32 protein-coding genes are annotated in these 26,521 nt (G+C 58.5%); 12 read left to right on the top strand and 20 right to left on the bottom strand.

The features are described 5' to 3' along the window. Positions 1-42: 42 nt before the first annotated feature. From acpS to folK, 7 genes are all read right to left on the bottom strand, one after another. Positions 43-462 (bottom strand): holo-ACP synthase, encoded by a 420-nt coding sequence (gene acpS / locus GS632_RS17955; protein WP_171236156.1) that lies wholly within the window; start codon positions 460-462, stop codon positions 43-45. Further along, positions 459-1,082 carry a LysE family translocator gene (locus GS632_RS17950; RefSeq protein ID WP_171180780.1) on the bottom strand — a complete coding sequence of 208 codons (624 nt, stop codon included), beginning with the start codon at positions 1,080-1,082 and terminating at the stop codon, positions 459-461. The genes acpS and GS632_RS17950 overlap by 4 nt, the downstream gene beginning before the upstream one ends. Next, the gene (locus GS632_RS17945) at positions 1,079-1,825 is read right to left on the bottom strand and encodes a pyridoxine 5'-phosphate synthase (protein ID WP_171721894.1); all 747 of its coding nucleotides are present in this window, start codon (positions 1,823-1,825) and stop codon (positions 1,079-1,081) included. The genes GS632_RS17950 and GS632_RS17945 overlap by 4 nt, the downstream gene beginning before the upstream one ends. Then, positions 1,818-2,516: a DUF2062 domain-containing protein gene (locus GS632_RS17940; RefSeq protein ID WP_171180784.1), complete on the bottom strand. Its 699-nt coding sequence runs from the start codon at positions 2,514-2,516 to the stop codon at positions 1,818-1,820. The genes GS632_RS17945 and GS632_RS17940 overlap by 8 nt, the downstream gene beginning before the upstream one ends. A gap of 16 nt (positions 2,517-2,532) precedes the next feature. Continuing rightward, the gene (locus GS632_RS17935; protein WP_171721893.1) at positions 2,533-4,665 is read right to left on the bottom strand and encodes a bifunctional (p)ppGpp synthetase/guanosine-3',5'-bis(diphosphate) 3'-pyrophosphohydrolase; all 2,133 of its coding nucleotides are present in this window, start codon (positions 4,663-4,665) and stop codon (positions 2,533-2,535) included. 26 nt (positions 4,666-4,691) lie between these two features. Beyond that, positions 4,692-5,045: a DNA-directed RNA polymerase subunit omega gene (rpoZ, locus tag GS632_RS17930; RefSeq protein ID WP_171180788.1), complete on the bottom strand. Its 354-nt coding sequence runs from the start codon at positions 5,043-5,045 to the stop codon at positions 4,692-4,694. Between the two features lie 94 nt (positions 5,046-5,139). After that, the gene (folK, locus tag GS632_RS17925; protein ID WP_171180790.1) at positions 5,140-5,709 is read right to left on the bottom strand and encodes a 2-amino-4-hydroxy-6-hydroxymethyldihydropteridine diphosphokinase; all 570 of its coding nucleotides are present in this window, start codon (positions 5,707-5,709) and stop codon (positions 5,140-5,142) included. Positions 5,710-5,851: 142 nt separating this feature from the next. On the opposite strand from folK, the gene GS632_RS17920 reads away from it, so the two are divergent. The 7 genes from GS632_RS17920 to GS632_RS17890 all read left to right on the top strand — a co-directional run bounded on the left by GS632_RS17920 (position 5,852) and on the right by GS632_RS17890 (position 10,347). Then, positions 5,852-6,427, top strand: a complete 576-nt coding sequence (locus GS632_RS17920; protein ID WP_050605228.1) for an NYN domain-containing protein — start codon at positions 5,852-5,854, stop codon at positions 6,425-6,427. Positions 6,428-6,615: 188 nt separating this feature from the next. Continuing rightward, a complete protein-coding gene (ispH, locus tag GS632_RS17915) occupies positions 6,616-7,566 on the top strand; it encodes a 4-hydroxy-3-methylbut-2-enyl diphosphate reductase (protein ID WP_171180794.1) in 951 nt (316 codons plus the stop codon). Next, complete coding sequence (locus GS632_RS17910; protein WP_171180796.1) at positions 7,563-8,015, top strand: DUF3429 domain-containing protein; 453 nt, start codon at positions 7,563-7,565, stop codon at positions 8,013-8,015. The genes ispH and GS632_RS17910 overlap by 4 nt, the downstream gene beginning before the upstream one ends. Further along, positions 8,012-8,599, top strand: a complete 588-nt coding sequence (locus GS632_RS17905) for a methyltransferase domain-containing protein (RefSeq protein WP_171721892.1) — start codon at positions 8,012-8,014, stop codon at positions 8,597-8,599. The genes GS632_RS17910 and GS632_RS17905 overlap by 4 nt, the downstream gene beginning before the upstream one ends. Beyond that, entirely contained in the window at positions 8,592-9,059 is a 468-nt protein-coding gene (gene rnhA / locus GS632_RS17900) for a ribonuclease HI (protein WP_171180800.1), read from the top strand. Before GS632_RS17905 ends, rnhA begins: the two co-directional genes overlap by 8 nt. Continuing rightward, positions 9,056-9,679 (top strand): TRIC cation channel family protein, encoded by a 624-nt coding sequence (locus tag GS632_RS17895; protein WP_171721891.1) that lies wholly within the window; start codon positions 9,056-9,058, stop codon positions 9,677-9,679. Before rnhA ends, GS632_RS17895 begins: the two co-directional genes overlap by 4 nt. Before the next feature lie 65 nt (positions 9,680-9,744). Then, positions 9,745-10,347, top strand: coding sequence for an alpha/beta hydrolase (locus GS632_RS17890; protein WP_371732328.1), 603 nt, complete (start codon positions 9,745-9,747; stop codon positions 10,345-10,347). Between the two features lies 1 nt (position 10,348). Here GS632_RS17890 and speB read toward each other — a convergent pair whose 3' ends face one another. Genes speB through def (GS632_RS17860) form a run of 6 tightly spaced genes read right to left on the bottom strand, consistent with a single transcriptional unit; the run spans position 10,349 to position 13,638 of the window. Beyond that, positions 10,349-11,170, bottom strand: coding sequence for an agmatinase (gene speB / locus GS632_RS17885; RefSeq protein WP_171721890.1), 822 nt, complete (start codon positions 11,168-11,170; stop codon positions 10,349-10,351). 60 nt (positions 11,171-11,230) lie between these two features. Then, complete coding sequence (locus tag GS632_RS17880) at positions 11,231-11,467, bottom strand: GlsB/YeaQ/YmgE family stress response membrane protein (protein ID WP_171180806.1); 237 nt, start codon at positions 11,465-11,467, stop codon at positions 11,231-11,233. Between the two features lies 1 nt (position 11,468). Continuing rightward, entirely contained in the window at positions 11,469-11,705 is a 237-nt protein-coding gene (locus GS632_RS17875; RefSeq protein WP_171180808.1) for a hypothetical protein, read from the bottom strand. Positions 11,706-11,711: 6 nt separating this feature from the next. Next, complete coding sequence (fmt, locus tag GS632_RS17870) at positions 11,712-12,626, bottom strand: methionyl-tRNA formyltransferase (RefSeq protein WP_171180810.1); 915 nt, start codon at positions 12,624-12,626, stop codon at positions 11,712-11,714. A 2-nt stretch (positions 12,627-12,628) separates the two neighbouring features. Next, positions 12,629-13,123, bottom strand: a complete 495-nt coding sequence (def, locus tag GS632_RS17865; RefSeq protein WP_171721889.1) for a peptide deformylase — start codon at positions 13,121-13,123, stop codon at positions 12,629-12,631. Then, positions 13,120-13,638: a peptide deformylase gene (def, locus tag GS632_RS17860; protein WP_171096140.1), complete on the bottom strand. Its 519-nt coding sequence runs from the start codon at positions 13,636-13,638 to the stop codon at positions 13,120-13,122. The genes def (GS632_RS17865) and def (GS632_RS17860) overlap by 4 nt, the downstream gene beginning before the upstream one ends. Positions 13,639-13,732: 94 nt before the next feature. Here def (GS632_RS17860) and GS632_RS17855 point away from each other — a divergent pair, with 94 nt between their 5' ends. After that, positions 13,733-14,905: a MalY/PatB family protein gene (locus tag GS632_RS17855; protein ID WP_171180814.1), complete on the top strand. Its 1,173-nt coding sequence runs from the start codon at positions 13,733-13,735 to the stop codon at positions 14,903-14,905. A 244-nt stretch (positions 14,906-15,149) separates the two neighbouring features. Here GS632_RS17855 and GS632_RS17850 read toward each other — a convergent pair whose 3' ends face one another. After that, positions 15,150-15,503, bottom strand: a complete 354-nt coding sequence (locus GS632_RS17850) for a hypothetical protein (protein ID WP_171180816.1) — start codon at positions 15,501-15,503, stop codon at positions 15,150-15,152. 212 nt (positions 15,504-15,715) lie between these two features. Between GS632_RS17850 and GS632_RS17845 the strand changes: the two genes are divergently transcribed. Beyond that, positions 15,716-16,705, top strand: coding sequence for a glutathione S-transferase family protein (locus GS632_RS17845; RefSeq protein ID WP_171180818.1), 990 nt, complete (start codon positions 15,716-15,718; stop codon positions 16,703-16,705). On the opposite strand, the gene GS632_RS17840 is transcribed toward GS632_RS17845, so the two are convergent. Then, positions 16,687-17,049: a response regulator transcription factor gene (locus GS632_RS17840; protein WP_171180820.1), complete on the bottom strand. Its 363-nt coding sequence runs from the start codon at positions 17,047-17,049 to the stop codon at positions 16,687-16,689. The two genes, GS632_RS17845 and GS632_RS17840, sit on opposite strands and share 19 nt — an antisense overlap. Before the next feature lie 185 nt (positions 17,050-17,234). Here GS632_RS17840 and GS632_RS17835 point away from each other — a divergent pair, with 185 nt between their 5' ends. The 3 genes from GS632_RS17835 to GS632_RS17825 are packed head-to-tail and all read left to right on the top strand — an operon-like array spanning position 17,235 to position 20,292. Then, positions 17,235-18,200 (top strand): threonine-phosphate decarboxylase, encoded by a 966-nt coding sequence (locus GS632_RS17835; protein WP_171238797.1) that lies wholly within the window; start codon positions 17,235-17,237, stop codon positions 18,198-18,200. Further along, a complete protein-coding gene (gene cbiB, locus GS632_RS17830; protein WP_171180822.1) occupies positions 18,197-19,117 on the top strand; it encodes an adenosylcobinamide-phosphate synthase CbiB in 921 nt (306 codons plus the stop codon). The genes GS632_RS17835 and cbiB overlap by 4 nt, the downstream gene beginning before the upstream one ends. 11 nt (positions 19,118-19,128) lie before the next feature. Next, positions 19,129-20,292, top strand: a complete 1,164-nt coding sequence (locus tag GS632_RS17825; RefSeq protein ID WP_171180981.1) for a lytic murein transglycosylase — start codon at positions 19,129-19,131, stop codon at positions 20,290-20,292. A gap of 15 nt (positions 20,293-20,307) precedes the next feature. Here GS632_RS17825 and GS632_RS17820 read toward each other — a convergent pair whose 3' ends face one another. The 5 genes from GS632_RS17820 to GS632_RS17800 form a co-directional block, all read right to left on the bottom strand. Continuing rightward, positions 20,308-20,646, bottom strand: coding sequence for an acyl-CoA thioesterase (locus GS632_RS17820; RefSeq protein WP_171180982.1), 339 nt, complete (start codon positions 20,644-20,646; stop codon positions 20,308-20,310). A gap of 223 nt (positions 20,647-20,869) precedes the next feature. Beyond that, complete coding sequence (locus GS632_RS17815) at positions 20,870-21,220, bottom strand: hypothetical protein (RefSeq protein WP_171721888.1); 351 nt, start codon at positions 21,218-21,220, stop codon at positions 20,870-20,872. A gap of 53 nt (positions 21,221-21,273) precedes the next feature. Next, entirely contained in the window at positions 21,274-24,729 is a 3,456-nt protein-coding gene (locus GS632_RS17810; protein WP_171238796.1) for a chromosome segregation SMC family protein, read from the bottom strand. 140 nt (positions 24,730-24,869) lie between these two features. Next, positions 24,870-25,277, bottom strand: coding sequence for a hypothetical protein (locus GS632_RS17805; RefSeq protein WP_171180829.1), 408 nt, complete (start codon positions 25,275-25,277; stop codon positions 24,870-24,872). A gap of 44 nt (positions 25,278-25,321) precedes the next feature. Continuing rightward, on the bottom strand, positions 25,322-26,515 hold the full coding sequence (locus GS632_RS17800) for a PLP-dependent aminotransferase family protein (protein WP_171721887.1): 1,194 nt from the start codon (positions 26,513-26,515) through the stop codon (positions 25,322-25,324). Positions 26,516-26,521: the final 6 nt, after the last annotated feature.

The raw sequence follows: 26,521 nt of genomic DNA, 5'->3' as shown, positions 1-26,521 counted from the left end.
GTGCTTGGCTTGGCTGCTACATGCGGGGGGGATGGGGGCAAGTCAAGGCTGCGTGGCGTGATCTTGAAGCGGACGCGCCTCGATCACCACAAATGCCTGGGCCCAGGGATGGTCATCCGTCAGGGTGACATGGATGATGGCCTCATATCCTTCGGGTGTCATTTCCCTGAGGCGCTCGGCGGCCCAGCCAGTGACATGCATGACAGGCTGGCCGGTTTTCAGATTGGTAACGGCCATGTCCTTCCACGCTATGCCCATGCGCAGCCCAGTGCCCAGCGCCTTAGAGCATGCCTCTTTCGCCGCCCACCGCTTGGCATAGGTGCCAGCGGTGTCGTGGCGGCGTTCGGCTTTGCGCTGTTCGATGTCAGTAAAGACACGATTGCGGAACCGATCGCCAAAGCGGTCAAGCGTGCCTTGGATGCGGTCGATGTTTGCGAGGTCTGTGCCGATACCGAGGATCATGACAACCGCACCGTCAGGATCTTGTAACTCGCCAAGCCAAAGAACCCGGCAAAGGCAAAATCGAACAAGCGGCGGGCGCGGCGGTAGGTTCGGACCATACGCTCGGACGAAAACAGAAACGCATAGCCGATGAAGATCATCAGTGACCCCGCATACAACATGGCAAAATAGCTCAATAGCATGGACAGGCTGGCGTCATTTGGGGCGACGATGGCGTAGATCGAGCCCCAGCTGAGGATCGCTTTGGGGTTGGTCAGGTGGATCGCCGCGCCTTTGGCAAAGATCGTCGGCAGCGAACCAGTGACAGGTTTGCCCAAGGCGACTTCGTCCGAGGTCATCGCACGGCGCAACGCCTTGAGGGCCAGCCAGCCCAGATAGGCCACACCGATGTAGCGGATCGCCTCGAACACCCAGACATTGGCCAGCATGATCGCCGACAAACCCAGTGCAGCTGCTATGCCCCAAGCGGCGGATCCGGCACAGATGCCCAGCGCAAAGACCAGACCGGCACGGCGGCCTTCGTTCATCGCAGTTCCGGCAATACCCATCGTTGCAGGCCCCGGAGAGCCGCCAGCCATCAGCCAGGCCAGCCAGATGGCGACAAAGCCGGGCGTGATCACGTGCGCGCCTCGTCCATCAGGCGGCGCATTTCCTGAATGGCGGGGGTGAGGCCCAGAAAAATCGATTCACCAATCAGGAAATGGCCGATATTTAGCTCTTTCACCTCAGGGAAGGCCGCAACCGGCTTGACCGTGTCATAGGTCAGACCATGCCCCGCGTGCACCTCAAGCCCCAGCGAGTGGGCAAACGCAGACATCTGGCGCAGCGATTCAAGTTCTTGCGTGGCATCTCCCATGCGGCTCTCTGCGTGGGCGTCGCAATAGGCACCGGTGTGCAATTCGATCACTTCGGCGCCAATACGGTGGGCCGCCTCGATCTGGCGCTGGTCAGCGGCGATGAAGATCGACACGCGGCAGCCGACATCGCGCAGCGGCGCGATAAAATGAGCCAGCTTGTTTTCTTCACGCGCGACTTCAAGCCCGCCTTCGGTGGTACGTTCCTCGCGCTTTTCAGGCACGATGCAGACCGCGTGCGGTTTGTGCCGCAGGGCGATTTTCTGCATCTCTTCCGTGGCGGCCATTTCAAAGTTCAATGGCACCGACAGAACTTCCATCAACCCGTCGATATCAGCGTCCGATATATGGCGGCGGTCTTCGCGCAAATGCGCCGTGATGCCATCAGCACCAGCCTCTTCCGCCAGTTTGGCGGCGCGTAGCGGATCGGGATAAGCCCCGCCCCGCGCATTGCGCACAGTGGCAACGTGATCAATGTTCACACCAAGCCGCAGATGGTTCTCAGACATCCCTCGATTCCTTTTGAGTCGTTTGGCCCGAGCCTAGTGGCTCTGCCGGATAAACGGCAGTCGATTCTTCGGCCAAGCGCTTGATTTCCTCAAACTTCGCCTTGATCTTGGCGCGACGTCGCTGCTGATAGGTTAGGATCAATGGCAGGCTGAGGTAATAACAGACCACACCCGCCACAATGCCGGGGATGATGCCACCAATCATATAGGGGTAGAAGACGTCATCGTAGAACTGCGCCAACCCATGCCAATCTGCCACGCGGTCTGTAAACAAGGCCACAAAGTTATTCTTGAGATCACCGATGGCGTCAGCGAACTTTCCCATCAGCCCCTGTGTGTCACCCTCTTCATATTCGGTTCCCAACAGAAAGTGCCCGGTCTGCAGGCAGATCACACCGATCGGCACATAGGTCAGAGGGTTACCGAAAAATGTGCCACTCAGCGCGGCCAGAATGTTTCCCTTGATCAGCCTTGCGCCAACAGCCGCGACCAGAAAATGCAATCCGTAGAACGGGGTGAACGCCGCAAAAACCCCTGCCCCAATTCCACGCGCAATTCGGTCAGGCGAATCTGGAAGACGGCGAACTCGGTGTTTTACATAGTGAAAAGCGCGGGTCCACCCACCACGCGGATAGACAAACTCCGACGCGACTTGGACAGCAGAGCGTCGGTCTCGGCGCTTGAATACCACGCGTGCTCACCCTTCCTCAGCCAGCCGCAACCGCAGCTTTGGTCTGATCCCGATACCGTTCGACGGCCGCAACATCGCTTTCCGCCTCAAGCATCAGCATAAGCGAATGCAACTGTTCAAGGTCGCGCAGTTCGACATTGATCAGCAGACGGTAAAAATCCGGTTTGCGGTCAACAAATTCCAAGTTTGAGATATTGGCCTTTTTCTCGCCGATCAATGTGCAAATACGACCCAGAACTCCTGCATCGTTGCCGATGGTCAGATCCAATGTCGCACCATAGACGGCAGGGTGGGTTCCCGAATGCCAGTGCAGATCGACCCAGCGGTCGGGTTCGCCTTCAAACTCACTCAGCCGGTTGCAGTCGATGGCGTGTACCACCACGCCCTTGCCCCGGTACGTGATGCCGACAATACGTTCTCCCGGCAATGGCTGGCAGCATGGGGCGCGATCGAATTTCTGACCTGGTTCAAGGCCGATCACGGCGCGACGCAGCGGAATGGCGTCACCATCGTCCTTAGCCAGTTCAGGATAAACAGCCTCGACCACTTCATGCGCCGTCAGTTCCGCGCTGCCCAGACGGGCCAGCAATTCATGCCGATCTTTCAGGCGCAGGTGCTTGGCAGCAGTGTCCAGCGCCTTGTCTGTTGCCTTGCGCCCAACATGTTCGAAACCGGAACGCGCCAGCTCCTTGCCCAGCTTGATGAACCGCTCTCGGTCGACCTCGCGCAAGGCGCGACGGATGGCGGTGCGGGCCTTGCCGGTGACGGCGATCTCAAGCCACGTGACCTGGGGCGTCTGACCGTCGGCGGTGATGATATCCACCGATTGCCCATTCTTCAGTCGGGTCCAGAGCGGCACGCGAATGCCGTCCACCTTGGCCCCGACACAGGCATGGCCGATCCGGGTGTGGATAGCATAGGCAAAATCAATCGGCGTCGCCCCGCGCGGCAGCTTCACCACATCCCCTTTGGGCGTGAAGCAGAACACCTGGTCGGAATACATCTCGAGCTTGACGGCCTCGAGGAAGTCTTCGTGATCTTCTTCGTTGTCGAACTGCTCAGTCAGGTTGGAAATCCACTTGGCCGGGTCAACGGCAAAGGGGTTCTCGGTCCGTACACCGTCACGATAGGACCAATGCGCCGCAACGCCGGTTTCAGCCACGTCATGCATCTGGCGGGTGCGGATCTGAACCTCGACCCGTTTTCCGTCGCGCCCTGAAACAGTGGTGTGGATCGAGCGGTAGCCGTTCGATTTCGGCTGACTGATGTAATCTTTGAACCGCCCCGGCACCGCGCGCCAGCGTTGGTGGATGGCACCAAGTGTGCGATAGCAGTCCTCTTCGGTCTGGGTGATGATGCGAAAGCCGTAAATGTCCGACAGGCGTGAGAAGCCCTGATCCTTTTCCTGCATCTTTCGCCAGATCGAATAGGGTTTTTTGGCGCGGCCAAACACTTCAGCCTCGATCCCCGCCTTTTCCAGCTCGTGCCGCATGTCGCCGGTGATGCGATGGATCACGTCACCGGTTTCGCGTTGCAGCGTGATAAAACGCCGGATGATCGATTGACGGCCTTCGGGGTTCAGGACACGGAAAGCGAGGTCTTCCAGTTCTTCGCGCATCCATTGCATACCCATCCGGCCTGCAAGCGGCGCATAGATGTCCATCGTCTCGCGCGCTTTGATCACCTGCTTTTCGGGGCGCATTGCCTTGATCGTGCGCATATTGTGCAGACGGTCGGCCAGCTTGACCAGAATAACCCGCAAGTCCTTGGACATGGCCATAAACAGCTTGCGGAAGTTCTCGGCCTGCTTGGTTTCGCGACTGGACAATTGCAGGTTGGTCAGCTTGGTCACGCCATCGACCAGCTTGGCGACCTCATCCCCAAACAGCTCGGCCACCTTGCCGTAATTGGCTTTGGTGTCTTCGATCGTGTCATGAAGCAGCGCCGTAATGATGGTCGCATCATCCAAACGCTGTTCGGTCAGGATGGCGGCAACGGCAACGGGATGGGTAAAATAGGGCTCGCCAGAATGGCGGAACTGCCCCTCATGCATCTGCTGACCGAATTCGTAAGCCAGACTGATGCGTTCAGCATTCGTCTTGGGATTGTAGTTGCGGACCAGCGCAATCAGGTCGTCAGCAGAAATCATCCGGTCCGCACCTTCGTCTTTGGGGCTTACCCCTGTCCCTGTGCCTCCATCAGAGCGCGCAGGAGTTTTTCTTCAGACATGTCGTCCATGGCAGGTTTGTCCGATTCGGCACCCATCAGCAGCGCCATCTGATCTTCTTCCGGCTCATCAACCTCGATCTGGGTTTGGTTGGCTTCGATCAGGCGCTCGCGCAGTTCATCCGCACTTTGGGTTTCGTCGGCGATTTCACGCAGGGACACGACAGGGTTCTTGTCGTTGTCGCGGTCAACGGTAATCGCTGCACCGGCGGAAATCTCACGCGCCCGATGGGCGGCAAGCATCACCAGCTCGAACCGGTTTGGAACCTTATCTACGCAATCTTCAACCGTCACGCGGGCCATGGGGCGCTCTCCGTTTCTGAATCCATGTCAGGAAGAGGTTTATCTAAGCGCGAATCCGCGCCTTGACAAGCAGGAAATACCCCAATTGCAAGGATCACAGTGGTGTGACCGCTGCAATATCGTCCGCAGGCAAATCGGTGACCATCTGCGATACCGTGCGATCCAGAACAGGATGACGCCAGTCGGGGGCGATATCGGCCATCGGCACCAGCACAAAAGCGCGGTCCTGCAGACGCGGATGAGGCAGGATCAGTTGATCCGGGGCCTCTTGCCGCTGCGCCTCTGGTGGCAACGTCAGCCAGCGATCGAACTGGGCGCGATCAGGCAGCACCTGTTCATCAAAACACACCAGGTCCAGATCCAGAGTTCGCATTCCCCAACGTTGTATCCGTTCGCGCCCAAACTCATGTTCCACGGCGTGCAGCACACTTAACAACTCGGTCGCAGGTTTTTCGGTGGCGATCAAAGCCGCAGCGTTCACATAGTCCGGACCCGCCCCGGCGGGGAAGCAAGGCGTCGCGAAAAACCGGCTGACCGCGCGAATCACTACACCTTGACGCGAAATAGCGTCAAGTGCGTTCCGCAGCGTAACTTCGGGCCCTTTTCCTCTCAAGCTGAGATTTGCGCCCAGCGCAACAACGGCATTTGACAACGAATTGCTCATATAGCACCCTATATTCGACACATTGCATACTTGCGATAACCAGCAAAAGTTCTAATTATAGACCGACAGATCGCGCCAAATCATCACTCACTCACTCACTCACCATGCGGGGCGGTCTGGATTATACCGGAAGGGACTATTTATGTTTTATAAAGACGAACGGCTAGCGCTGTTCATCGACGGCTCGAACCTTTATGCCGCGGCAAAAGCACTCGGTTTCGATATAGACTACAAACTTCTGCGGCAGGAATTCATGCGCCGTGGCAAGTTGCTTCGGGCTTTCTATTACACAGCGCTCCTGGAAAATGACGAGTATTCGCCGATCCGCCCATTGGTTGACTGGCTGCACTACAACGGCTTCACCATGGTCACGAAACCCGCCAAGGAATACACCGACAGCATGGGGCGTCGGAAAGTCAAAGGAAACATGGATATCGAACTTACCGTCGATGCCATGGAGCTTGCACCACGCGTGGATCATATCGTGCTGTTCTCGGGCGATGGGGATTTCCGCCCGTTGATTGCCAGCCTGCAACGTCAAGGCGTGCGCGTTTCGGTCGTGTCGACGATCCGCAGCCAGCCGCCGATGATCTCGGACGAACTGCGCCGCCAGGCTGACAACTTCATCGAACTGGAAGATTTGCGTGACGTAATCGGGCGCCCGCCGCGTGAAATGCCGGCTGAGCCGCGCAACGTCGCCATGGCCAGCAACAGCTGATCCGGCACTCTCTTTCTGATGGGGTAAATTTCGCGCGGTCAGGACCGAGGTCCTGGCCGCGCTTCTTTAACTATAAACAGGTGCTGAAACAAAACCTGACTAGCATCGATTCGTGTCAGTTGAATGACGATCTCCTGTCTGGACCAAGGCCGTGAAAAGACTTACCTGTGCCTTAAGGAGACAACTCAATGACAAAGCCACCACTGACACTTTACCTTGCCGCTCCCCGGGGTTTCTGCGCCGGTGTGGATCGTGCCATCAAGATCGTAGAAATGGCCCTGCAAAAATGGGGACCTCCGGTCTATGTGCGCCATGAGATCGTGCACAATAAATTTGTCGTCGACGGATTGCGAGACAAGGGCGCGGTCTTTGTCGAGGAGCTACATGAATGCCCTGATGATCGTCCGGTGATATTTTCCGCTCATGGCGTCCCGAAGTCAGTGCCCGCAGAGGCCTCAAAGCGCGAGATGATCTATGTGGACGCGACCTGCCCGTTGGTCTCGAAAGTGCATGTCGAGGCACAGCGCCATGCGGATGCGGGGTTGCAGATGATCATGATCGGCCACAAGGGCCATCCCGAGACCGTTGGCACCATGGGACAATTGCCCGAGGGCGATGTTCTGTTGGTTGAAACCGTCGAAGATGTGGCCACGGTTGATGTTCGCGATCCGAAGAAACTTGCTTTTGTAACCCAGACCACCCTGTCGGTTGATGACACCAAAGACATCATAGCCGCGCTTCAGGCCCGGTTCCCGGCCATTGTCGGACCACACAAGGAAGACATTTGCTATGCCACGACGAACCGGCAAGAGGCCGTCAAGGCCGTGGCGCCTAAGGCAGACGCTCTGCTGGTTGTGGGTGCGCCGAACTCATCGAACTCGCGCCGTCTGGTCGAGGTCGCCTCGCGCGAGGGCTGCAAATACGCGCAACTGGTGCAGCGCGCCACCGAGATCGATTGGCGCGCGTTGGATGGGATCTCATCCGTGGCCGTCACCGCAGGCGCATCGGCCCCAGAGCTTTTGGTGAACGAAGTGATCGACGCCTTCCGCGCGCATTATGATGTCACCGTCGAATTGGTCGAGACAGCCGTCGAGAACGTCGAATTCAAAGTCCCCCGCGTCCTGAGGCAACCAGCGTGATCGGAGTACCAAAGGCGCCGCTTTTTCTGGGGCTCGCGGGGCTGATCCCGTTTGTTTGGGGTGCGCTGACCTACCTGAGCGGCGACCTGAATGCCTGGGGCGCACAAAACCTTGGCGCGCGTTTTGTGGGACCGTACGTGCAGTTGTTTTATGGCTCGGTCATCTTGAGTTTCATGTCAGGTGTTCTTTGGGGCTTTGCAACTAAAACCTCGGGCAGCAAGGCAGGTTTGTGCTACACTCTGTCGGTCCTGCCCGCGCTTTGGGCCTTTTTCATGACAGGCGGCGGACCGGTTCAAGCAGGTACAAACCTGATTTACGGGTTTGCCGGTTTGTTGATTCTTGATGCCCTGTTCACTTTTTGGCGGCTGACGCCGGTCTGGTGGATGCGGTTGCGCGTCCTGCTGACCGCCGTCGTTGTCGCCAGCCTTGCCGTCGGAGTTTATATGTGACCGACAAACGCACGATCAGCGCCTACACCAACCGATTGGCCGAGTATCTGAATATCCCGTTGCCGCCGGAACAGCTTGAGGCGCGCCAGGCATTTGCTGATGCAGTCGACACTGGGGGCTATGTGCTGGACCTGGGGTCCGGGCCCGGATCAGACAGCAGCTTTCTGATGCGTCAAGGGCTGACGGTACGGGCGCTGGACGTAACGCCTGCCTTTGTTGACCACGCCCGCGACAACGGCGTGGATGCGCATTTGGGCACGTTCAACGACGTCACGGAGACGTCCGTCTATGATGGTGTTTATGCCAGCTTCTCCTTGCTTCATGCGCCGCGCACAGATTTCCCCGGCCACCTTCGGGCAATTCATGAAGCCCTAAAGCCCAAAGGTCAGTTGTTTTTGGGCATGAAACTGGGCACGGGCGAACACAGGGACGCGCTTGAACGTTACTTTACCTATTATACCGAAGCCGAGATCGAAGACGCTCTGACCCAGGCTGGGTTCACGATTGACCGCACCGTCAAAGGGATGGGCAAAGGTCTGGCCGGGTCTTACGAAGGATACATGCTGGTGTTTGCTCATGCCTGACTTGTTTGCCTATACCGACGGTGCCTGTTCCGGCAATCCAGGCCCCGGAGGCTGGGGCGTGCTTTTGCGTGCAATGGACGGGGACACTGTCTTGAAAGAGCGTGAGTTAAACGGGGGCGAGGCCGAGACAACCAACAACCGGATGGAGTTGCTGGCCGCCATCTCGGCCTTGGAAACGCTTGAGCGTTCCTCGAAAATCACCATCGTGACTGACAGCGCCTATGTTAAGAACGGCGTCACCGGCTGGATCTTTGGCTGGAAGCGCAATGGCTGGAAGACCTCGAACAAGAAGCCAGTAAAGAATGTCGATCTGTGGCAACGCCTGGACGAAGCGCAAGAACGGCATGATGTGACCTGGGAATGGGTCAAGGGTCATGCGGGCCACCCAGAGAATGAAAAGGCCGACGAACTGGCCCGCGCGGGCATGGCCCCATTCAAACCTAAGAAGGCGCAGGTGTGACCGCGCTTTCGTTGCTGGATTACGCCTCGGTCCTGATATTTGCTCTGACCGGGGCTTTGGTGGCAAGCCGTGCCCAGCTGGATCTTGTTGGGTTTGCTTTCATGGCTTGCTTGACCGCAGTCGGCGGCGGCACAGTGCGTGATCTGTTGTTGGACCGACATCCGATCTTTTGGGTCGGTCAGCCGGATTACATCCTGATCGCCGTTGCCGCTTCAGTGCTGGTGTTCTTTACCGCACACCTGATGGAAAGCCGCTACAACTGGCTGATCTGGCTGGACAGTTTCGCTCTGTCGGTTGCCGTCGCTGCCGGTACAGGCGCTGCGCTGTCATTGGACCAATCCGGCGTCATCGTCGTGTTGATGGGCGTAACAACCGGGTGTCTGGGCGGGCTGATGCGCGACGTGGTCTGCAACGAGGTGCCGCTGGTGCTGAAGCAGGGCGAGCTTTGTGTTTCATGTGCTTTTGCGGGGTCATTGACGGCAGTTCTGGCCGTTCAGGCCGGAACGGAGCCCGCGCTTGCACTGGCTTTGTGCGCGTTGGTCTGCTGGGCCTTGCGGGCCGGGTCACCGGTGTTTGGCTGGCAATTGCCCGTCTACAAAAGCCGCCCACCGCGCAACTGAGCCTGTCGATGGACGTCAAAGCAATGTGCTGATACCTCTGTGAACATTGCAGCCCGGAGGCCAGCGTGATCTTTAGACTAACATCATTTGCAGCCTGTCTGACCCTGCTAGCCTCATGCGGGGAATACTACACACCAGTCAGTTTCGTTGCGCAGGGCGACCAGATCATTGCCTCCGGCACAATTGATGAAACAACGTTATCCGCTTTTGAGGAGGTCATCGCAAAAAACCCCGAAGCCCGAATTTTGGTTCTTCAATACATCGAAGGATCAGTGGACGATGATGCCAATGTCATCTTCAGCCGCGAAGTGCGCAGGGCCGGTTTCGATACGGTCGTTCCTTCAAACGGTCTGGTCGCCAGCGGCGGCACCGATCTGTTTCTGGCTGGAAACCGCCGCACCCTGCAGCCGGGGGCCTGTGTCGGCGTTCACAGCTGGGCCGGATCGGGATTGGTGGCGACAGAATTGCCCGAGGACGACCCGGAACATGACCGGTACCTGGACTATTTCAAAGACATCGGAGTGGATGCGGAGTTTTACTGGTATACCCTGTTCGCTGCCCCAGCCGACAGCATGCACTGGATGACCGCCGCTGAGGCGAACCAATACGACATGACCACGCGGGGTGCTCCGGCGCTTGGATCGGCCACGGTCTGCGACGAGCGGTAAATCACCCCGTCAGCAAGCGCGCACCGATTTCCTTGATGAATTTTGCGGCCACCATTGCGGTCATACCGTAAGGGTCGCGATGCGGATTGAGCTCGACAATGTCTGCCCCGACCAACTGACCTTCGAACCGGTGGATCAGGTCGATGACCTCGCGCGTGCTCAGCCCTCCGGGTTCGTGATGCGAGACACCAGGGGCAAAAGCAGGATCCAGCGCATCCAGATCCAGTGACAAATAGACAGGGCCATCAAAGGAAATCTGCAGGTCGGGGCTCCAGTTTCGCATGTCGATCACCTCGACCCCGAATTTATCAGCCTGTTCGCGCTGATGGGCGTTCATGGTGCGGATGCCGACCTGCACCAATCGGTTGATCGGGCAATTCTCCATCACCCGCGCAAAGGGACAGCCATGGCCCAGTGGGCCGATGTCTTGCTGGTCGTACAGATCAGGATGGCTGTCGATATGCAGGATGTTCAACCCTTGGTAACGATCCGCATGGGCTTTGATCAGCGGATAGGCTACGGAATGATCCCCGCCCAGAGACAACAGGCGCGCGCCAGTTGCGATCCGCTTGGCTGCTTCGGCTTCGATCCGGTCAATCGGTTCCTGTCCGCGCATTTCGAACACGTCAAGATCTCCGGCATCGCAAAATCGCATGCTTGCACCCAGATCAGTGCCATCCTCAGCAGTCAGGTTGGCGGCGCCGGAATGCAGCGCCTCGCGGATGCGTCCGGGGTTAAAGGCCGGGCCTTGCAGGAACGAGGAATGCAGATCCAGAGGCACCCCCATCAGGGCTACATCCCCAGGCTTCAGATCGTACTGCATCAAGATCCTCCAAATCGTTTAGACACGATCTGGCCGGGCAAAAGGTACTAGGTCAAGGGGTTAGCGGCGCAGGTAAGTCTGCCAGATCCAGATCACCAGCAACGCACCAAGGATCGCCCCGACAAAGCCAGACATCCAGCCCATTACCGTCGCCAAAAACCGCAGCAGAAGCCCGCCGATCAGAGCCCCAATAATGCCGATCAACATGGTTGTCGGGATATCCGCCTCGATCCGCATCAGTCGGGTGGCCAGAAATCCGGCGGCAGCACCGATGACGATCAGGGCGACAATGGGCATCTCATTTCCTCCAGTGGGTCGGCACAATGATCAGGGCACCAACGGATGAGATCACCGCATCCAGACCCGGAGGACCAAAGCTGATGCCGAACATGATGCGCAAGAAATAGAACAAAAATGCCCCGCCTACACAGATGATGATCGATTGCAAATAGCCGTTATGGGTAAAACCGGTCTGTTCGGACAGGTAGCCCACGATCCCCGCAATCACGACGGTGCCCATCAACACCATGAACATATGGCTCTACTCCGAAGATAACCGAGCGCCAGTTGGTATTGCCCAGCCCCGCAGAAACGTTTCCCTATCCTGCGCGCCTTTGCCTGCCCTTTGCAAGCGCAGCAGTTCAACGGCCCCCTGCCCACAAGCCACATGCAGATCCTGGTTCAGAACCTCACCCGGTGCACCATGCCCCTCTGCAAGGCGCGACGCCAGCAGCTTGATGCGTTCACCATCCATTTCGGTCCAAGCCCCGGGAAAAGGCGAAAGGCCCCGGATTTTCCGGTCAACCTCGACCGACGGGCGGCTCCAGTCGATGCGCGCCTCAGACTTGTCGATCTTAGCGGCATAGGTCACACCGCTCTCAGGTTGCGGGTCGGGCACCAGGTCCGGCAGCTTGGCAAGTGCGTCGACGATCAACACGGCCCCAAGGATCGAAAGCCGGTCATGCAGTTGCGCGGTGGTTTCTTCGGATTCAATTTCAGTTGCCTGCCGCAGCAAAACCGGACCAGTGTCCAGACCAGCCTCCATCTGCATGATGCAAATCCCGGTCTCGGCATCGCCGGACATGATCGCCCGATGAATCGGCGCAGCCCCGCGCCAACGCGGCAGCAGGCTGGCGTGGATGTTCAGGCACCCATGCTTGGGCGCATCCAGAACGGTTTGCGGTAGGATCAGGCCGTAAGCCACCACAACGGCCACATCCGCGTTCAGCGCGGCAAAGGCGTCTTGCTCCTCGGCTGATTTCAGCGAAACGGGATGGCGCACGAGCAAGCCCAGAGCCTCGGCCCGGGCGTGAACGGGCGTTGGGCGGTCTTTCTTGCCGCGACCAGCGGGGCGCGGAGGCTGACAATAGACAGCAGCAATTTCGTGCCCGGCCTCGACCAGCGCATCCAGCACCGGAACTGAGAAATCCGGGGTTCCCATGAAGATAACGCGCATCTTTACCCCTGCTTTTTGGCTTTGCGCAGCAGTATGTCGCGTTTGACCTTGCTGAGACGGTCGAAAAACATCTTCCCGTTCAGGTGATCGATCTGATGCTGCACGCTGGTAGCGTCGATCCCGACAAAGTCACGACGGTCCACCATACCCTGTTCGTTCAGGAACTTTACGGTCACTGCACGCGGGCGTTTGATCTTGGCCGAAACGCCGGGCAAGTTCGGGCTGGCCTCTTCATGTTCGCGAAGTTCGATCGAGCTGTGCAGGATTTCCGGGTTCGCCAGACGCACGGCCTTGCCACGTTCTGCTGAAGCATCAACCACGGCCAGACGCAGCATCACACCGATCTGTGGCGCGGCCAGACCAACACCGGGCATCGCTTCCATCGTGTCAATCATGTCATCCCACACGGCGCGAATTTCATCGGTGATTTCAGCCACCTCATCCGCTTTGGTGCGCAGACGTTTGTCCGGCCAGGGCAAGCAGGTGCGCACGGTCATGAGCGCGCTTTCTCGCGTTTCAGCTTTTGCATCTTGCGCGTGATCATTTGTCGTTTCAGCGGTTTGAGATAGTCGATGAAGAGCTTGCCGTTCAGATGGTCAATCTCATGCTGCACGCAGGTGGCCCAAAGCCCATCAAAGGTTTCCTGCTGCAGATTGCCGTTTTGATCCATCCAGGTGACATCCACCACCTTAGGGCGGGTCACTTCGGCGTATTGATCGGGGATCGACAGGCAACCTTCCTCATAGACATTGGTTTCATCCGATGATGCGATGACCTCGGGGTTGAACATGATCAGGGGGCGCGGGGTTTCACCTTCTTCTTTGACACAATCCAGAACAATCAACCGATCCAGCACACCGATCTGCGGCGCGGCCAGGCCGATGCCGGGCGCGTCATACATGGTTTCCAGCATGTCATCAGCCAGTTTGCGCAGCTCGTCCGTTAGGTCGCCCACGGGCGCGCAGACCTTCTTCAGGCGGGGATCGGGATGGATCAGGATATTGCGTTTCATGAGGCTGATTTAGGCCATCCCGCCTCGCGCCGCAACGCCCCCCTTGCACCTGCCTGATTTGCGGTTAGCTTTCGTCCAACAGAACGGAGCAGACATGACTTTCAACGACCTGATCGATCGCCGGGGCACCAACAGTTCCAAATGGGATAAGATGGAGATGCTCTATGGTGTCTCACCCGAGGATGGGCTGGCCATGTGGACGGCCGATTCCGACTACCAAACAGCGCCTTGCGTGATCGACGCTTTGCGTAAAGCCGCAGATCAAGGCGTTTTCGGGTATTCGTGGACGCACCCGGATTATCTCGCTTCGATCCAATGGTGGATGAAAAGCCGTCATGACTGGGAAATCGACACGGATTGGATCCTGACGACCCAAGGTCTGGGCAATGCAATCGCGCTGTCGCTGGATGTTTGGACCGAGCCGGGCGATGGCATCGTGATCTTCACCCCGGTCTACCACGAGTTTGCCCATAAAGTGAACAAATCGGGCCGCCGTGTCGTGGAATGCCCGCTGGTGCGTGATGGCGACAGCTATGGGCTTGATTTGGACGACGCGCAGTCGCGGCTGGACGGGTCCGAAACGATGCTGCTGTGGTGTTCGCCGCAAAACCCATCGGGTCGGGTCTGGACGCCAGAGGAACTGTGCGCTGTGGCCGCGTTTGCCGAACGCAACGGCTTGATCCTGGTGTCCGATGAGATCCACCACGATCTGGTTTACCCCGGCACCAAATTTGTGCCGATGGATGTGGCAGCGCCTGATGCACGGCCTTGGACCGTGACCCTGACCGCGGCGTCAAAGACCTTCAACATCGCGGGTCAGCGCACTGGCAACATGATCATCCCCGACCCAAAACTACGCACAGCTATGAAGAACCGGCTTCAGGCGCTGGATTACGATCCCGGTGCATTGGGCGTGGAAATGATCACCGCCGCTTACAGCCCGGAAGGGGCCGAATGGGTGGATGCCCAGGTCGCACATCTGGAAGGCAACAAGCGTTTGTTTGATCAGACCATTGCCGGGATTCCGGGCCTGTGGTCGATGCCTTTGCAGGCAACTTATCTGGCCTGGGTCGATTTCTCGGGCACCGGTATGGATCACGACGAATTTGTCCGCCGCCTGCGTGAGGACGCAAAAATTGCAACCTCCTCAGGCCCCGGTTTCGGAACGGGTGGCGAAACGTTTGAGCGGTTCAACCTCGCCACCCAGCGCGCGCGGGTCGAAGAAGCCTGTACGCGGTTGAAACGGGCCTTCGGTGATTTGCAGTAAGACATGATTTGGCTGGGATTGATTTGCCTGGCCCTGTTGATCGTAGGTGCCAGCCAGCTTGGCTGGCACTTTTTGTGCCTCGCCGATCCGCGCCCGTGGTTACGCCCCGAACTTAACGTTTCGATCCTAACCTGATCGAGAAAACCGCCCGAAGACCGGACATGAGGCCAGATTGCATCGTCGAACGCCTGAATGGCCATCATTGGAGCCTGACTAAAACCGGTACAACGAAAGAAATCAGGCCTTAATCTTCGTGCCCCAACAAAGCAATCGGCGCGTCCGGCACGCGATAGAAATCCAGCGGAGCCCTGTCATGCGCCGCCGTGCTGCGTTTGAATTCATACCGCATCTCACCACCCTCATCTTCGTCCGCGACGATCAGACATTGGTAGAGATGGTTGGCCCCATCATAGATATCGACCAGACCGCGCAAACGCGGCGTAGTTTCAGCCTCAACTGTGAATCCATCCTTCCACAGTTTGAGGATTTTGTAGGTATTGTTGCCCATTTCCACCCTTAGACGGCTGGCTTTCTTCAGCGTGGCGATTCGGGCAGCGTCCAACTCGGCGCGTATTTCCTTTGAAACATAAGTACTCATTAATCCGTTCCCCCGTGAATGACTTCTATTGTGCGGGAAAGGTTGTAAAAATCCAGTGAAGGAGATCACGGAAATCGAAGCCGGTACAAATTGTTGCCCGGATATCCCAACCGCGACTGTGCGCTAACGCAGGGATTTTGCGCGGCCATTCGCATAGGAACGGGTCCTGCTTGGGCTTATCTTTGACGAAACGCTCTTGCGGAGGAAAAGGTATGGGCCTGCTGGTCGACGGAACATGGCACGACACTTGGTATGACACGAAATCGACAGGCGGCGCATTCAAACGCAGCGCGGCGCAATTTCGCAATTGGCTGACAGCCGACGGCAACGCGGGGCCGTCCGGCAAGGGCGGTTTCAAGGCGGAGGCCGGGCGCTATCACCTCTATGTCAGCTATGCCTGCCCATGGGCACATCGCACGCTGATCTTTCGCGAGCTGAAAGGGTTGAGCGATCTGATTTCAGTCTCTGTTGTGTACCCCGACATGTTGGGCAAGGGCTGGACTTTTGAAAAAGACGATCATGGCGCGACGGGCGATGACCTCTATGGGTTCAGCTACGCGCATCAGATCTACACCAAGGCTGACCCCTCCTATTCCGGGCGCGTGACGGTGCCGATCCTGTGGGACAAGCAGCAAGAGACCATTGTCTCGAATGAAAGCTCGGAAATTATCCGCATGTTCAATTCCGCCTTCAACGGGATCACGGGCAACACCGATGACTACTGGCCCGAGGCGATGCGGGACGAAATCGAAGAGGTCAACGCCCGCATCTATTCAGACGTGAACAACGGCGTCTACAAGTCCGGTTTCGCCACTTCACAAGAAGCATATGACGCCGCTGTGGGCCCGCTGTTCGAGACACTGGACTGGCTTGAAGAGCGCCTGTCCCGCAATCGGTATTTGATAGGGGGTCGGATCACCGAGGCTGACTGGCGACTGTTCACAACACTGATCCGTTTTGATCCGGTCTATCACTTGCATTTCAAGTGCAACAAGCGCCGTCTGATCGACTACCCCAACCTTTGGGCCTATACGCGTGAGTTGTATCAGTGGCCGGGTGTCGCGCCCACGGTGAACATGAACCATATCGTGCGCCACTATCACTTTAGCCACAACAGCATCAATCCACACCGGATCATCCCGACGAACCCTGTGCTGGACTATATGGAACCGCACCGACGCGATCAGCGCCCCGCTGCGTAATGTTCAACCATCGCCGCCAGGTCCTCTGGCGGTGTTTCGCTTTGCACATAGGCACAGGCATTCGGGCTGTGGGCAAAGATCGAACCGTCCGAGAAAAAGGTGGTGTTGGTGACAAAGATCACCCGCGCCTCGGGGCGGCGATAGCTTGCGAAATCGGCCACGGCTAATGCGCTGCCGGTTTCCAGAACCAGATCCAGCACGATGATTTCGAAATCCGTGCCGTAAAGCGCCAGAATGGCGGCCTCCTGCGTCTCGACCAGCGTGACCTCGGCGCCTTGCCGTTCCAGATGCCTTTTCCAGACCCGACCAAGGTCGGGGTTACTCTCAACAATCAGAACTTTCATTTGCAACAACCTCGGCACTTGATATGGTGAGTGGTGCCGACCCCCGTGATCCGTGATCTCGTTATTTCCTTAACAAAGTGTTAACAGCGCCCCCACAGCTCCGTGATCTAGCGGATTTGCTTGTAAAAGAGGCGAAAATCCGCTTGAAACGCGCCAAAACCGGTCATTTCCCGCAGAGAGAGCAGATGAGCACATTGGATCACGGTCTGGACCCACGCGCGGTGCGCGACCACGGCGGCGGGCTGGACAGAGCGATCATCAGATATGGCGGTCAACGTGGCGACTGGATTGATCTGTCGACCGGAATCAACCCACATCCCTATGAGATTACAGGACTGACCGCAGGGGATTGGACTGAGCTGCCGGATCATGGTGCTTTTGAACGACTTAGCAATGCCGCGCGCCGGTTCTGGAACGTGCCGGATGGGGCAGCGATCCTTCCCGCACCCGGGGCATCAGCCATTATCGCCCGAATCCCAGCCCTGGCTAAATCCGGCACGGTTCAAATCACGCCACCCACCTATAACGAACACGCGGCCGCCTTTACATCTCAGGGGTGGAGTGTTCAGGCAAACACGCCCGGAGACGCCCGAGTGATCGTGCACCCGAACAATCCCGACGGGCGTATCTGGCTGGAAAGCGATGTCTCTGCCCCGCTGACCGTAATTGATGAAAGCTTTTGCGACGTCACGCCCGACGCCTCTCTGATCCATCTGGCAGACCGCCCCGGCGTGATCGTGTTGAAGAGCTTTGGCAAGTTCTGGGGATTGGCCGGAATGCGACTTGGTTTTGCGATCGGGCGGCCAGATGTGATTGGCCAGCTGAATGCTCTGACTGGCCCCTGGTCGGTGTCAGGCCCTGCCCTGCGGGTCGGAACTCAGGCCCTGTCAGACACCGGCTGGGCGGACTCTATGCGTGCGCGGCTGGCAGATGAGGCATCTCGACTGGATACGCTGCTGACAACCAAAGGTGCCGAGGTCGTTGGCGGCACAAGCCTGTTCCGTCTTTATCAGGTTGATGATGCCGAGAAATGGCGGGATCGGCTTGCTAAGACCCATATCTGGAGCCGCATCTTTCCTTATTCGACCACCTACCTGCGCCTCGGGCTGCCGCCTGCAAACGGGTGGGATCGGCTGGAGGCCGCGCTGTGAGCCTTGGCCTGATGCTGGTCTGTGCCATGTGTCTGGACGCAGCGCTGGGAGAGCCCGACTGGCTATGGTCGCGCGTCAAACACCCGGCAGTGATGATCGGAAATTTGATTGCCTGGCTGGATAATCGCTTAAACCACGGGGCATCACGACGATTGAAAGGTGCGGGCGTGCTTGCCGTACTGGTCGGCGGTGCATGTGGACTTGGATGGGCAATGTCCATGCTGGGGCCTGTGGCCGAGATCCTGCTTTGCACGATCCTGCTGGCACAGAAATCGCTGGTTGAACATGTGCGAGCAGTGGGCGACGGTCTGCTGACCTCAGTGGACGAGGGGCGGGCACAGGTGGCCATGATCGTCTCACGCGATACGCGGGACATGACCGAGGCGCAGGTGGCGCGTTCGGCCATCGAAAGCGCGGCGGAAAACCTCAGCGACGGGGTCATTGCGCCTGCTTTCTGGTTTCTTGTCGCAGGGTTGCCGGGGTTACTGATTTACAAGGCCGTGAATACCGCCGACAGCATGATCGGTTATCGCAATGAAAAGTACAGCGAGTTTGGATGGGCCTCGGCCCGGTTCGATGACCTGCTAAACCTGATCCCTGCCCGCCTGACCTGTGTGCTGATCGTGGCGCTCTCGGGGCAGCGGTCGCGCTGGCGCGAAATTGTGGGGGATGCGCGCCGCCATATCTCGCCCAATGCAGGCTGGCCCGAGGCCGCGATGGCTCGCGCGCTGAACGTCGCCCTGGCAGGGCCACGCAGCTATGATGGAAAGCTGCGGGACCTGGCCTGGGTCAATGGCGACGCGCCGCGCGAGATCGGGGCGGCGGAGGTTTTCCGCGCATGTCACATGTTGTGGAGCGTTTGGGGGCTTGCGCTTGGGCTCGTGTCGGTGTGGGTTGGGGTCAATCTGATTTTCTGACGGGTCTCTTCATGCGTTTACTCTCTGGGCTGATTGCAGCCGCGTTGTTTGCCTCTCCTGCCTTTGCCCAATGTGGGGGTGGGTTCAATTCCTTTGTCAAAGGGCTGAAGACCGAAGCGGTACAACAAGGCTTTGACAAATCCACCGTGAACGCGTTTTTCAAAGGGGTGCAGCAAGACAATGCCGTACTCAGGGCCGACAGGGCGCAAGGGGTGTTTCAGAAACCGTTCATCGAGTTTTCGCGCCGTCTGATTTCAGCCAACCGGATAGAGCGCGGGCAGGCCATGTCGCGCAAATATGATGCGGTCTTTGATCGGATCGAGCGTGAATACGGCATCTCTCGCGGCGTGCTGCTGGCATTCTGGGCGTTCGAGACCGACTATGGGTCATTCCAGGGCGACTTCAACACCCGCAACGCGCTGGTGACTTTGGCGCATGATTGTCGCCGGCCAGAACTCTTCCGCCCACAAATCTTCGCCGCCATCGAACTGTATCAGAACGGCGATTTCGACCCGGCCCGAACAACAGGCGCATGGGCCGGAGAGATTGGAATGGTCCAGATGCTGCCGCGCGACATTTTGGAAAACGGCGTCGACGGTGATGGCGACGGGCATGTCCGCCTGAAAACCTCTGCCGCTGATGCGCTGATGTCCGGGGGCAAAATGCTGTCGCATCTGGGCTGGCGCGCAGGCGAGCCTTGGCTGCAAGAGGTCACGGTGCCCGCACAGATGGACTGGTCCCTGTCCGGCCCCGGCAAACCGCGTTCGGTGGCCGACTGGCAAGCCATGGGCGTGCAGGCGCGCAGCGGGTCGTTGGCCAACTTGCCTGCCTCGCTGATCCTGCCGCAAGGGCGCAATGGTCCGGCCTTTTTGGCCTACCCGAATTTCGACGTCTATTTCGAATGGAATCAGAGCTTTGTCTACGTTCTGACCGCGGCTTATTTTGGTACACGACTGGAAGGGGCACAAATCTATGATGCGGGCAACCCGGCGCAAGGTTTGAATGGCGCGCAAATGAAGCAATTGCAAACCAAACTGCAAGCCAAAGGGTATGACGTGGGCAAGATCGACGGGATTCTTGGGGCCGGCACACGTGCCGCGGTGCAGGCTGAACAGGCCCGCTTGGGCCTGCCTGCAGATGCCTGGCCAACGGTCGACTTGCTGAACCGGCTTTGACTTGGCACGCCGCGTTTAACTGTCGTCGAACACAGGGCGCGGCGCACCGTTGTCGTCCAAAGCGACGAATACGAACTCGGCTTCCGTAACCTTTTTTCCATTCTGCGATTGCCTCGGGCGTGCCCAGACATCCACGTGAACACGAATGGATGTGCGCCCGACATGCGTCAGCGCCGCATACAGTGTCACTTCGTCCCCAACTTTGACCGGTTGCAAGAATTGCATGGCCTCAACGGAAACGGTCGCGGCGCGTCCTTGCGCCACACGCGCCGCCATATTACCCGCCGCCAGATCCATTTGTGACATCAGCCACCCGCCAAAAATATCACCAGCCGGGTTGGTATCCGCGGGCATTGCAATCGTTCGAATGACCAGAACACCTTCGTCCTGCTGACGACCATGTGAGCCGCGTTGCTTTCCTAAAGCGAGCCGGTCGTCGGTGTCTTCTGCCACAGGTTCAATCCCTTCCTAAGCCATAGACTGGCATGGTCCTCCGTTCAGTCTGGCAAGGTTTCCTACCAAAATGAAGAGAGCACCAGCTTTGCGCTCAGGTCGAGCGCCTCAATTTCGAAAAGCATTAATCAGACCGGACGGGATAGCGATCTCCTTTCTGATCAATCAGAATCAGCCGTTCACCGCTTCGTACATAAAGATCACACCGGCTGAATCCGTTTCGATAGGCGATACAAACGCTGCCGTCCTCGGAGATGGAATAGGTGCCGAAAGCCGAGTCTCCGCTGGCATAGGTATAGGAATAAGCCCCACCAGCCGAGAATTTGGCCTGACCATCATCGTAGAAGGTGATCGTTTGGCCTGCCAAAGCGTCAAGCTCTGCTGATGTCAGAGGAGTGTCCCCGGACTTTAAAGGCCAGTCTGCAGCATAAGCAAAGCTTGCTACGAACAGGGCGGGGATCAGAAATCGTGTCATGCGCCCAAGCTAGCGCGATCCGAACGCAAACGTTGTAAACTTGCAGTGAACGGTCACGCGACCATCTGTTCGGCCTTTTTCAGATCAACCGAGACCAGCTGGCTCACGCCTTGTTCCTGCATCGTGACGCCGAACAATCGGTCCATCCGTGCCATTGTCACTGCGTGGTGGGTGATGATCAGAAAGCGTGTGTCGGTTTGGCGGCACATCTCGTCCAGCAAGTCGCAAAAGCGCGTGACGTTGGCGTCGTCCAGCGGCGCGTCGACCTCGTCCAACACACAGATCGGTGCGGGATTGGCGAGGAAGACACCAAAAATCAGCGCGGTCGCAGTAAGGGTTTGTTCCCCGCCCGACAACAGGCTGAGGGTCGACAGTTTCTTGCCCGGCGGCTGGCACATGATCTCAAGCCCCGCATCGAGCGGATCGTCGCTTTCAACCATGACCAAGTTGGCCTCGCCACCCCCAAACAGGTGCTTGAAAAGCATCGCGAAGTTCGAGTTCACCTGTTCAAACGCGGTCAGCAGACGTTCGCGCCCTTCGCGGTTGAGGCTTGCGATACCGCTGCGCAGGGCCTTGATCGCCTCTTCCAAATCGGCCTTTTCGCTGCTGAGCGTGTCGAACTCTTCCTGAACTTCTTTGCTGTCTTCTTCCGCCCGCAGGTTCACCGCACCCATGGCGTCGCGTTGACGCTTGTGGCGGTTCACCTCAGATTCCAGAACATCCGCCGCAGGCATCTGGTCGGGGTTCACATCCAACTGGTTCAGCAACTGGTTCGGGGTCAGTTGTTGATCCTCAGCGATCCGTTCTGCCGCAGCGACCACACTTTCCTTTGCCGCATCACAGCGCGCCTCAGCCGCCGCGCGGCTTTCGCGCGCTTCCGACGCCAGGCGTTCCGCTTCACGTTCTGCCAGAACAACCTCACGCTGCTGGGCCTCAGCCTCGGCCAGCTTGTCCGCAGCCTCTGCCCGGCGCGCTTCGGCAGCTTCGATCAATTCGTTCAGCTCTTCCCGCGCTTCGGCGATTTCTGCCGGTGCGGCCATGGCCTCGGTCAGTTCCTCTTCCGAACTTTCCTTGCGCTCAGCCAATTCCGAAATCCGCTTTTCAGCGGTTTCCAATCGGTGCCGCCACCCGCTGAGATCCTTAGTGACCTCTTGCGAGCGGCGGGTGCGTGCGTCCCCCTCACGACGCAGCTCATCATGGGTCGAACGGTGGGTCAGCATCGTGATCCGCGCCGCCTCGACAGTTTGTTTGATGTCTTCGACCTCGGCACGTGCACTGTCGAGATCGCCCAAGCCATTCAATGCGCCCTCGGCTTCGCGCAGTTGCGCGCGGGCCGCCATAGCGTCTTCCTTGTGGCGATCTACGGCAAGGGTCAAAGTCTCCAGCTTGCCCTGCGCCAGATTACGATCCGCTTCGGCGCGGCTGAGCAAGCGCGCAGTTTCGGCCATGCGCTGATCCGCAGCACGGCGGGCTTCTCGCGCACGGCGGTCGGCCTCAGTCACATCCGCCAATTGCCGCGACAGCGCCTCATGCGCGGCGCGCGCACCTTCTGCCTGCGCCTCGGTGCGGGCAAGTTCCTGTTTCAACGCTTCCAGCTTGTTGAGCTGCTCTAACCGTAGCGCTGCCGCGCTTGGGGCATCCTCGGCCCACGCCCGGAACCCATCCCAACGCCACAGGTCGCCTGAGCGGGATACAAGCCGCTGCCCCGGTTTCAAAGACGCCTGCAAGCGTGCGCCTTGATCAGCATCTATAACACCGATCTGCGCAATCCGACGGCTGAGACGATCCGGGCCGGAGACGTGCAGCGCCAGCGGTTCAACCCCATCCGGCAAAGGCTGATCCCCGTCATAGCCCGCCACCTGCACCCAGCCAGAGGGGCCATCGCCGTCGACCAGCGGCGCGCGCAGATCATCGGCCAACGCGGCGCCCAGAGCCTTTTCAAAGCCCGGCTCGACGCGCAACAAATCCAGCACTTGACCACCTTCAGCGGTGTCGCGTTCCACCAGCTTGGCCAGCGCCGTGGTTTCGGCCCGGATCGCACCAAGCTCACCTTCGGCCTCAGAACGCTGTGCGCGCGCTTCGGCCTCGCGGGCTTGCGTTTCGTTGCGCAGCTCATCTGCAGCAGCCAGAGCCTCTTCTGCGGCTTCCGCTGCTTCTCGGGCTTCCTCTTCGCCCTCAAGGGCTGCTTCGAACGCTTCGCTGGCGCGGGTCAGGGCTGTCTTGGCCTCATCCACAGCCTGTCGTGCCTTTTCCTCTTCGCCCTCAGACCGGGCCAATGTCTTGCGACTGTCTTCTACCAATCGCTGTGCCGATTGATGCCGTGCAACAAGGCGAGCCATATCTTCGGTCTGTTGCGACAGGTGGTCTTCACGGTCCTGCAGAATCGAGGCTGCTTCGCGTGCGATTTCTGCCGCTTCGGCCACTTTCTCGTCATGACCCTCGGCTGCTTTCGCCAGCTCGCGCGCTTCCCATTCCAGGCGCTCGATCATCTGGCCCGCGTCGCGGTTCAGACCGGTTTCTCGTTCAATATCATTGCCAAGCTGCTGGATACGGTTGGTCAGTGTCTCAATGGTTTGCCGCGCGCGGGTTTCCTGATCCGCAAGCTGATCGCGCTGCACCTGCTGGCGTTGCAAGACAGCCGCAGCAATGGCCTCTTCTTCCCGCAAAGGCGGCAAAGTTTCCTCGATTTCAGCCCGTTTTGCAGCAGCGGCGCGCGCCTCAGCTTCGGCACGAGAGGCTTCGGCGATACGTTCACGCAGCTTATCTTCAGCCTGCTGGCGGGCCATATCGGCCTCTTTCCAGCGCCGATAGAGCAGCATCCCTTCGGCCTGACGCAGTTGCTCGCCAATCTCGCGGTATCGTGCAGCTTGGCGGGCCTGGCGCGCCAGTTGAGCCAATTGCCCACCAAGCTGCTCCAGAACGTCATCGACGCGGGTCAGGTTCGCCTCGGTGCCCTTCAGCTTCAATTCGGCTTCGTGACGACGCTGATACAGACCCGAGATCCCAGCAGCTTCTTCCAGAATGCGGCGGCGCGCGCGGGGTTTGGCGTTGATCAATTCGGCGATGCGGTTCTGCCCGACCAGCGCAGGCGAATGCGCCCCGGTCGAGGCATCGGCGAACAGCATCTGTACATCGCGCGCGCGCACATCCTTGCCGTTGGTTTTGTAAGCGCTGCCAACATCGCGGGTGATGCGCCGCACGATCTCCAACTGATCGCTGTCGTTGAACCCGGATGGCGCGAGGCGTTCCGAGTTGTCCATGGTCAGGACAACCTCGGCAAAATTGCGCGCGGGCCGCGTGGCTGCACCGGCAAAAATCACATCCTCCATCGCACCGCCACGCATGGATTTGGGGCGATTCTCGCCCATCACCCATCGCAAAGCTTCCAGAAGGTTGGACTTGCCGCAGCCATTTGGCCCCACCACACCTGTCAACCCGTCCGCGATGATCAGATCGGTCGGATCAACAAAGCTTTTGAAGCCGGTCAGTTTGAGCTTGCTGAAACGCAATGGCAGCGTGTCCCGTGATTCCTATGAGTTGAAAGTCTGCGCAAGGGATAGGGTCCGAGTCAACGGAGTTGCGCAGGATATGGGATATCATTTTGAGTTATCCACAATATCTTGCCGGAATACCCGAAAATACGCGTATATCAATATGGTGTGCACTCAAAGACCTGATAGCCGTAGTCATCCCCAACGTTTTCGTAGATGCCATAGTCGATGCATTCATAATTGGGCGTAGAAACAGCGGTCAGCAGCAACCGCTCGCCAGCGTCTCGATCGCAGCCCAAAACACCAACCGTTACCGCCGCATCGCCCAGCACATCCAGAATCGGACAACCCGAAACCTGAGCCATCGCAAGGGCAGCCCGGTCTCGGACCGGACCCAGCCGGGGTGCGTATTGCGCGTTGACCCGAACCGCTTCGGCCAGCTCACCGCGCACGCGCACGTCGAATACGCTGCCATTCACCGCCACGCGCGTGGCAGGCACGTCACGAAAATGAGGGGTTCCGGCCGCGCAGGCAGCCAACAGCAGAGGGGCAAGACACCGGATCATGCCGCAGAGTTGCAGGATTTTGGTTAACAGAACCTTTCCGCGCCTCAGGTCCGGAGAACTTCTCCCAACCGGCGAATACCCTCGCGGATTGATGCCTCATCAGAATTTGAAAAGCTAAGTCGAATGGTATTGGCGCCGCTGCCATCCGGGTAGAATGCCTGTCCCGGCACAAAGGCCACTTTCACCGTGTCCAACGCACGCGCCAGAAATTCAGACCCACTAGCCTCAGCAGGCAGCGTGACCCAAATGAACATACCGCCCTCGGGCCGGGTCCACTCAACCCCCTCGGGCATATGCTGTTCCAACGCGTCCAGCATCACATCGCGACGGGTTTGATAAACCGCACGCACTTGGGGAATATGGCTGTCAAAACACGCTTGCGCCACGTCATGAACGGCCATTTGGTTTATGGTCGCCGAATGCAGGTCCGCCGCCTGCTTCAACAAAACCAACTGAGATATGATCGGCTTGGGCGCCACGACCCAGCCCATGCGCAGCCCCGGCGACAGGGTTTTTGAGAAACTGCCGCAATAGATTGTCCTACAGTTTTCGATAGACCCTTTCCGAGCCAGCTCCAAAGACAGGATCGGTGGGATCGGATCCCCGTCATAGCGCAACGCCTGATAGGCCCCGTCTTCGATTATGGCGCAATCCAACTCTTCTGCCAGATCCAACAAAACCTCCCTGCCTTGCAGATCCAGAGTTTCGCCGGTTGGGTTGGCAAAGTCTGCCGACAGGTAAGCGAATTTCACCGCCCCATCCCCGGCTGCTGCCTTGTATTCCGCGGCCCCGCTGTTGCCGTTCAACCGATCAAACCGGGGTTCATACGCATTGAACGCAGCAAGCGCGCCCAGATAGGTGGGCCATCCAACCAGGGCCGTGTCACCGGGGGACAGAAACAACTTGCCCAGGTAGTCCAGCGCCTGCTGCGACCCTGACGTGATCAGGATGTTGTCGATGTCACACGTCACTCCAATCTCGCGCATATGCTGCCCCAGCCATTCGCGCAGCGGGACATAACCTTCGCTGACCGAATATTGCAGTGCCTGGGCTTGTGTCTCTGGTCCCAGCGCCGCTTGAAACGCCTGCGCAAACGCGTTGGCTGGGAACAACGCTGGATCCGGAATGCCGCCCGCAAACGAAATGATCCCTGGTTGGTCGAGCAGTTTCAACAGCTCTCGGATTTCTGATGCCTTCATCCGGGAAGCCCGGGTGGCAAACAATGTGTTTTGGGACATGAGGCT

The sequence above is a fragment of the Ruegeria sp. HKCCD7296 genome (assembly GCF_013110775.1).
Classification (GTDB): Bacteria; Pseudomonadota; Alphaproteobacteria; order Rhodobacterales; family Rhodobacteraceae; genus Ruegeria.
Note: the sequence above shows the minus strand (reverse complement) of the source record. Positions and strands in the feature narration are given on the sequence as shown.

What these genes read in the sequence shown, in the direction of transcription:
- acpS (WP_171236156.1), bottom strand. Translation starts at nt 462, where the DNA reads ATGATCCTCGGTATCGGCACAGACCTCGCAAACATCGACCGCATCCAA.
- GS632_RS17945 (WP_171721894.1), bottom strand. Translation starts at nt 1,825, where the DNA reads ATGTCTGAGAACCATCTGCGGCTTGGTGTGAACATTGATCACGTTGCC.
- GS632_RS17935 (WP_171721893.1), bottom strand. Translation starts at nt 4,665, where the DNA reads ATGATTTCTGCTGACGACCTGATTGCGCTGGTCCGCAACTACAATCCC.
- rpoZ (WP_171180788.1), bottom strand. Translation starts at nt 5,045, where the DNA reads ATGGCCCGCGTGACGGTTGAAGATTGCGTAGATAAGGTTCCAAACCGG.
- folK (WP_171180790.1), bottom strand. Translation starts at nt 5,709, where the DNA reads ATGAGCAATTCGTTGTCAAATGCCGTTGTTGCGCTGGGCGCAAATCTC.
- GS632_RS17920 (WP_050605228.1), top strand. Translation starts at nt 5,852, where the DNA reads ATGTTTTATAAAGACGAACGGCTAGCGCTGTTCATCGACGGCTCGAAC.
- ispH (WP_171180794.1), top strand. Translation starts at nt 6,616, where the DNA reads ATGACAAAGCCACCACTGACACTTTACCTTGCCGCTCCCCGGGGTTTC.
- rnhA (WP_171180800.1), top strand. Translation starts at nt 8,592, where the DNA reads ATGCCTGACTTGTTTGCCTATACCGACGGTGCCTGTTCCGGCAATCCA.
- speB (WP_171721890.1), bottom strand. Translation starts at nt 11,170, where the DNA reads ATGCAGTACGATCTGAAGCCTGGGGATGTAGCCCTGATGGGGGTGCCT.
- GS632_RS17880 (WP_171180806.1), bottom strand. Translation starts at nt 11,467, where the DNA reads ATGCCCATTGTCGCCCTGATCGTCATCGGTGCTGCCGCCGGATTTCTG.
- GS632_RS17875 (WP_171180808.1), bottom strand. Translation starts at nt 11,705, where the DNA reads ATGTTCATGGTGTTGATGGGCACCGTCGTGATTGCGGGGATCGTGGGC.
- fmt (WP_171180810.1), bottom strand. Translation starts at nt 12,626, where the DNA reads ATGCGCGTTATCTTCATGGGAACCCCGGATTTCTCAGTTCCGGTGCTG.
- def (WP_171721889.1), bottom strand. Translation starts at nt 13,123, where the DNA reads ATGACCGTGCGCACCTGCTTGCCCTGGCCGGACAAACGTCTGCGCACC.
- def (WP_171096140.1), bottom strand. Translation starts at nt 13,638, where the DNA reads ATGAAACGCAATATCCTGATCCATCCCGATCCCCGCCTGAAGAAGGTC.
- GS632_RS17855 (WP_171180814.1), top strand. Translation starts at nt 13,733, where the DNA reads ATGACTTTCAACGACCTGATCGATCGCCGGGGCACCAACAGTTCCAAA.
- GS632_RS17850 (WP_171180816.1), bottom strand. Translation starts at nt 15,503, where the DNA reads ATGAGTACTTATGTTTCAAAGGAAATACGCGCCGAGTTGGACGCTGCC.
- GS632_RS17845 (WP_171180818.1), top strand. Translation starts at nt 15,716, where the DNA reads ATGGGCCTGCTGGTCGACGGAACATGGCACGACACTTGGTATGACACG.
- GS632_RS17840 (WP_171180820.1), bottom strand. Translation starts at nt 17,049, where the DNA reads ATGAAAGTTCTGATTGTTGAGAGTAACCCCGACCTTGGTCGGGTCTGG.
- GS632_RS17835 (WP_171238797.1), top strand. Translation starts at nt 17,235, where the DNA reads ATGAGCACATTGGATCACGGTCTGGACCCACGCGCGGTGCGCGACCAC.
- GS632_RS17825 (WP_171180981.1), top strand. Translation starts at nt 19,129, where the DNA reads ATGCGTTTACTCTCTGGGCTGATTGCAGCCGCGTTGTTTGCCTCTCCT.
- GS632_RS17820 (WP_171180982.1), bottom strand. Translation starts at nt 20,646, where the DNA reads ATGCCCGCGGATACCAACCCGGCTGGTGATATTTTTGGCGGGTGGCTG.
- GS632_RS17815 (WP_171721888.1), bottom strand. Translation starts at nt 21,220, where the DNA reads ATGACACGATTTCTGATCCCCGCCCTGTTCGTAGCAAGCTTTGCTTAT.
- GS632_RS17805 (WP_171180829.1), bottom strand. Translation starts at nt 25,277, where the DNA reads ATGATCCGGTGTCTTGCCCCTCTGCTGTTGGCTGCCTGCGCGGCCGGA.
- GS632_RS17800 (WP_171721887.1), bottom strand. Translation starts at nt 26,515, where the DNA reads ATGTCCCAAAACACATTGTTTGCCACCCGGGCTTCCCGGATGAAGGCA.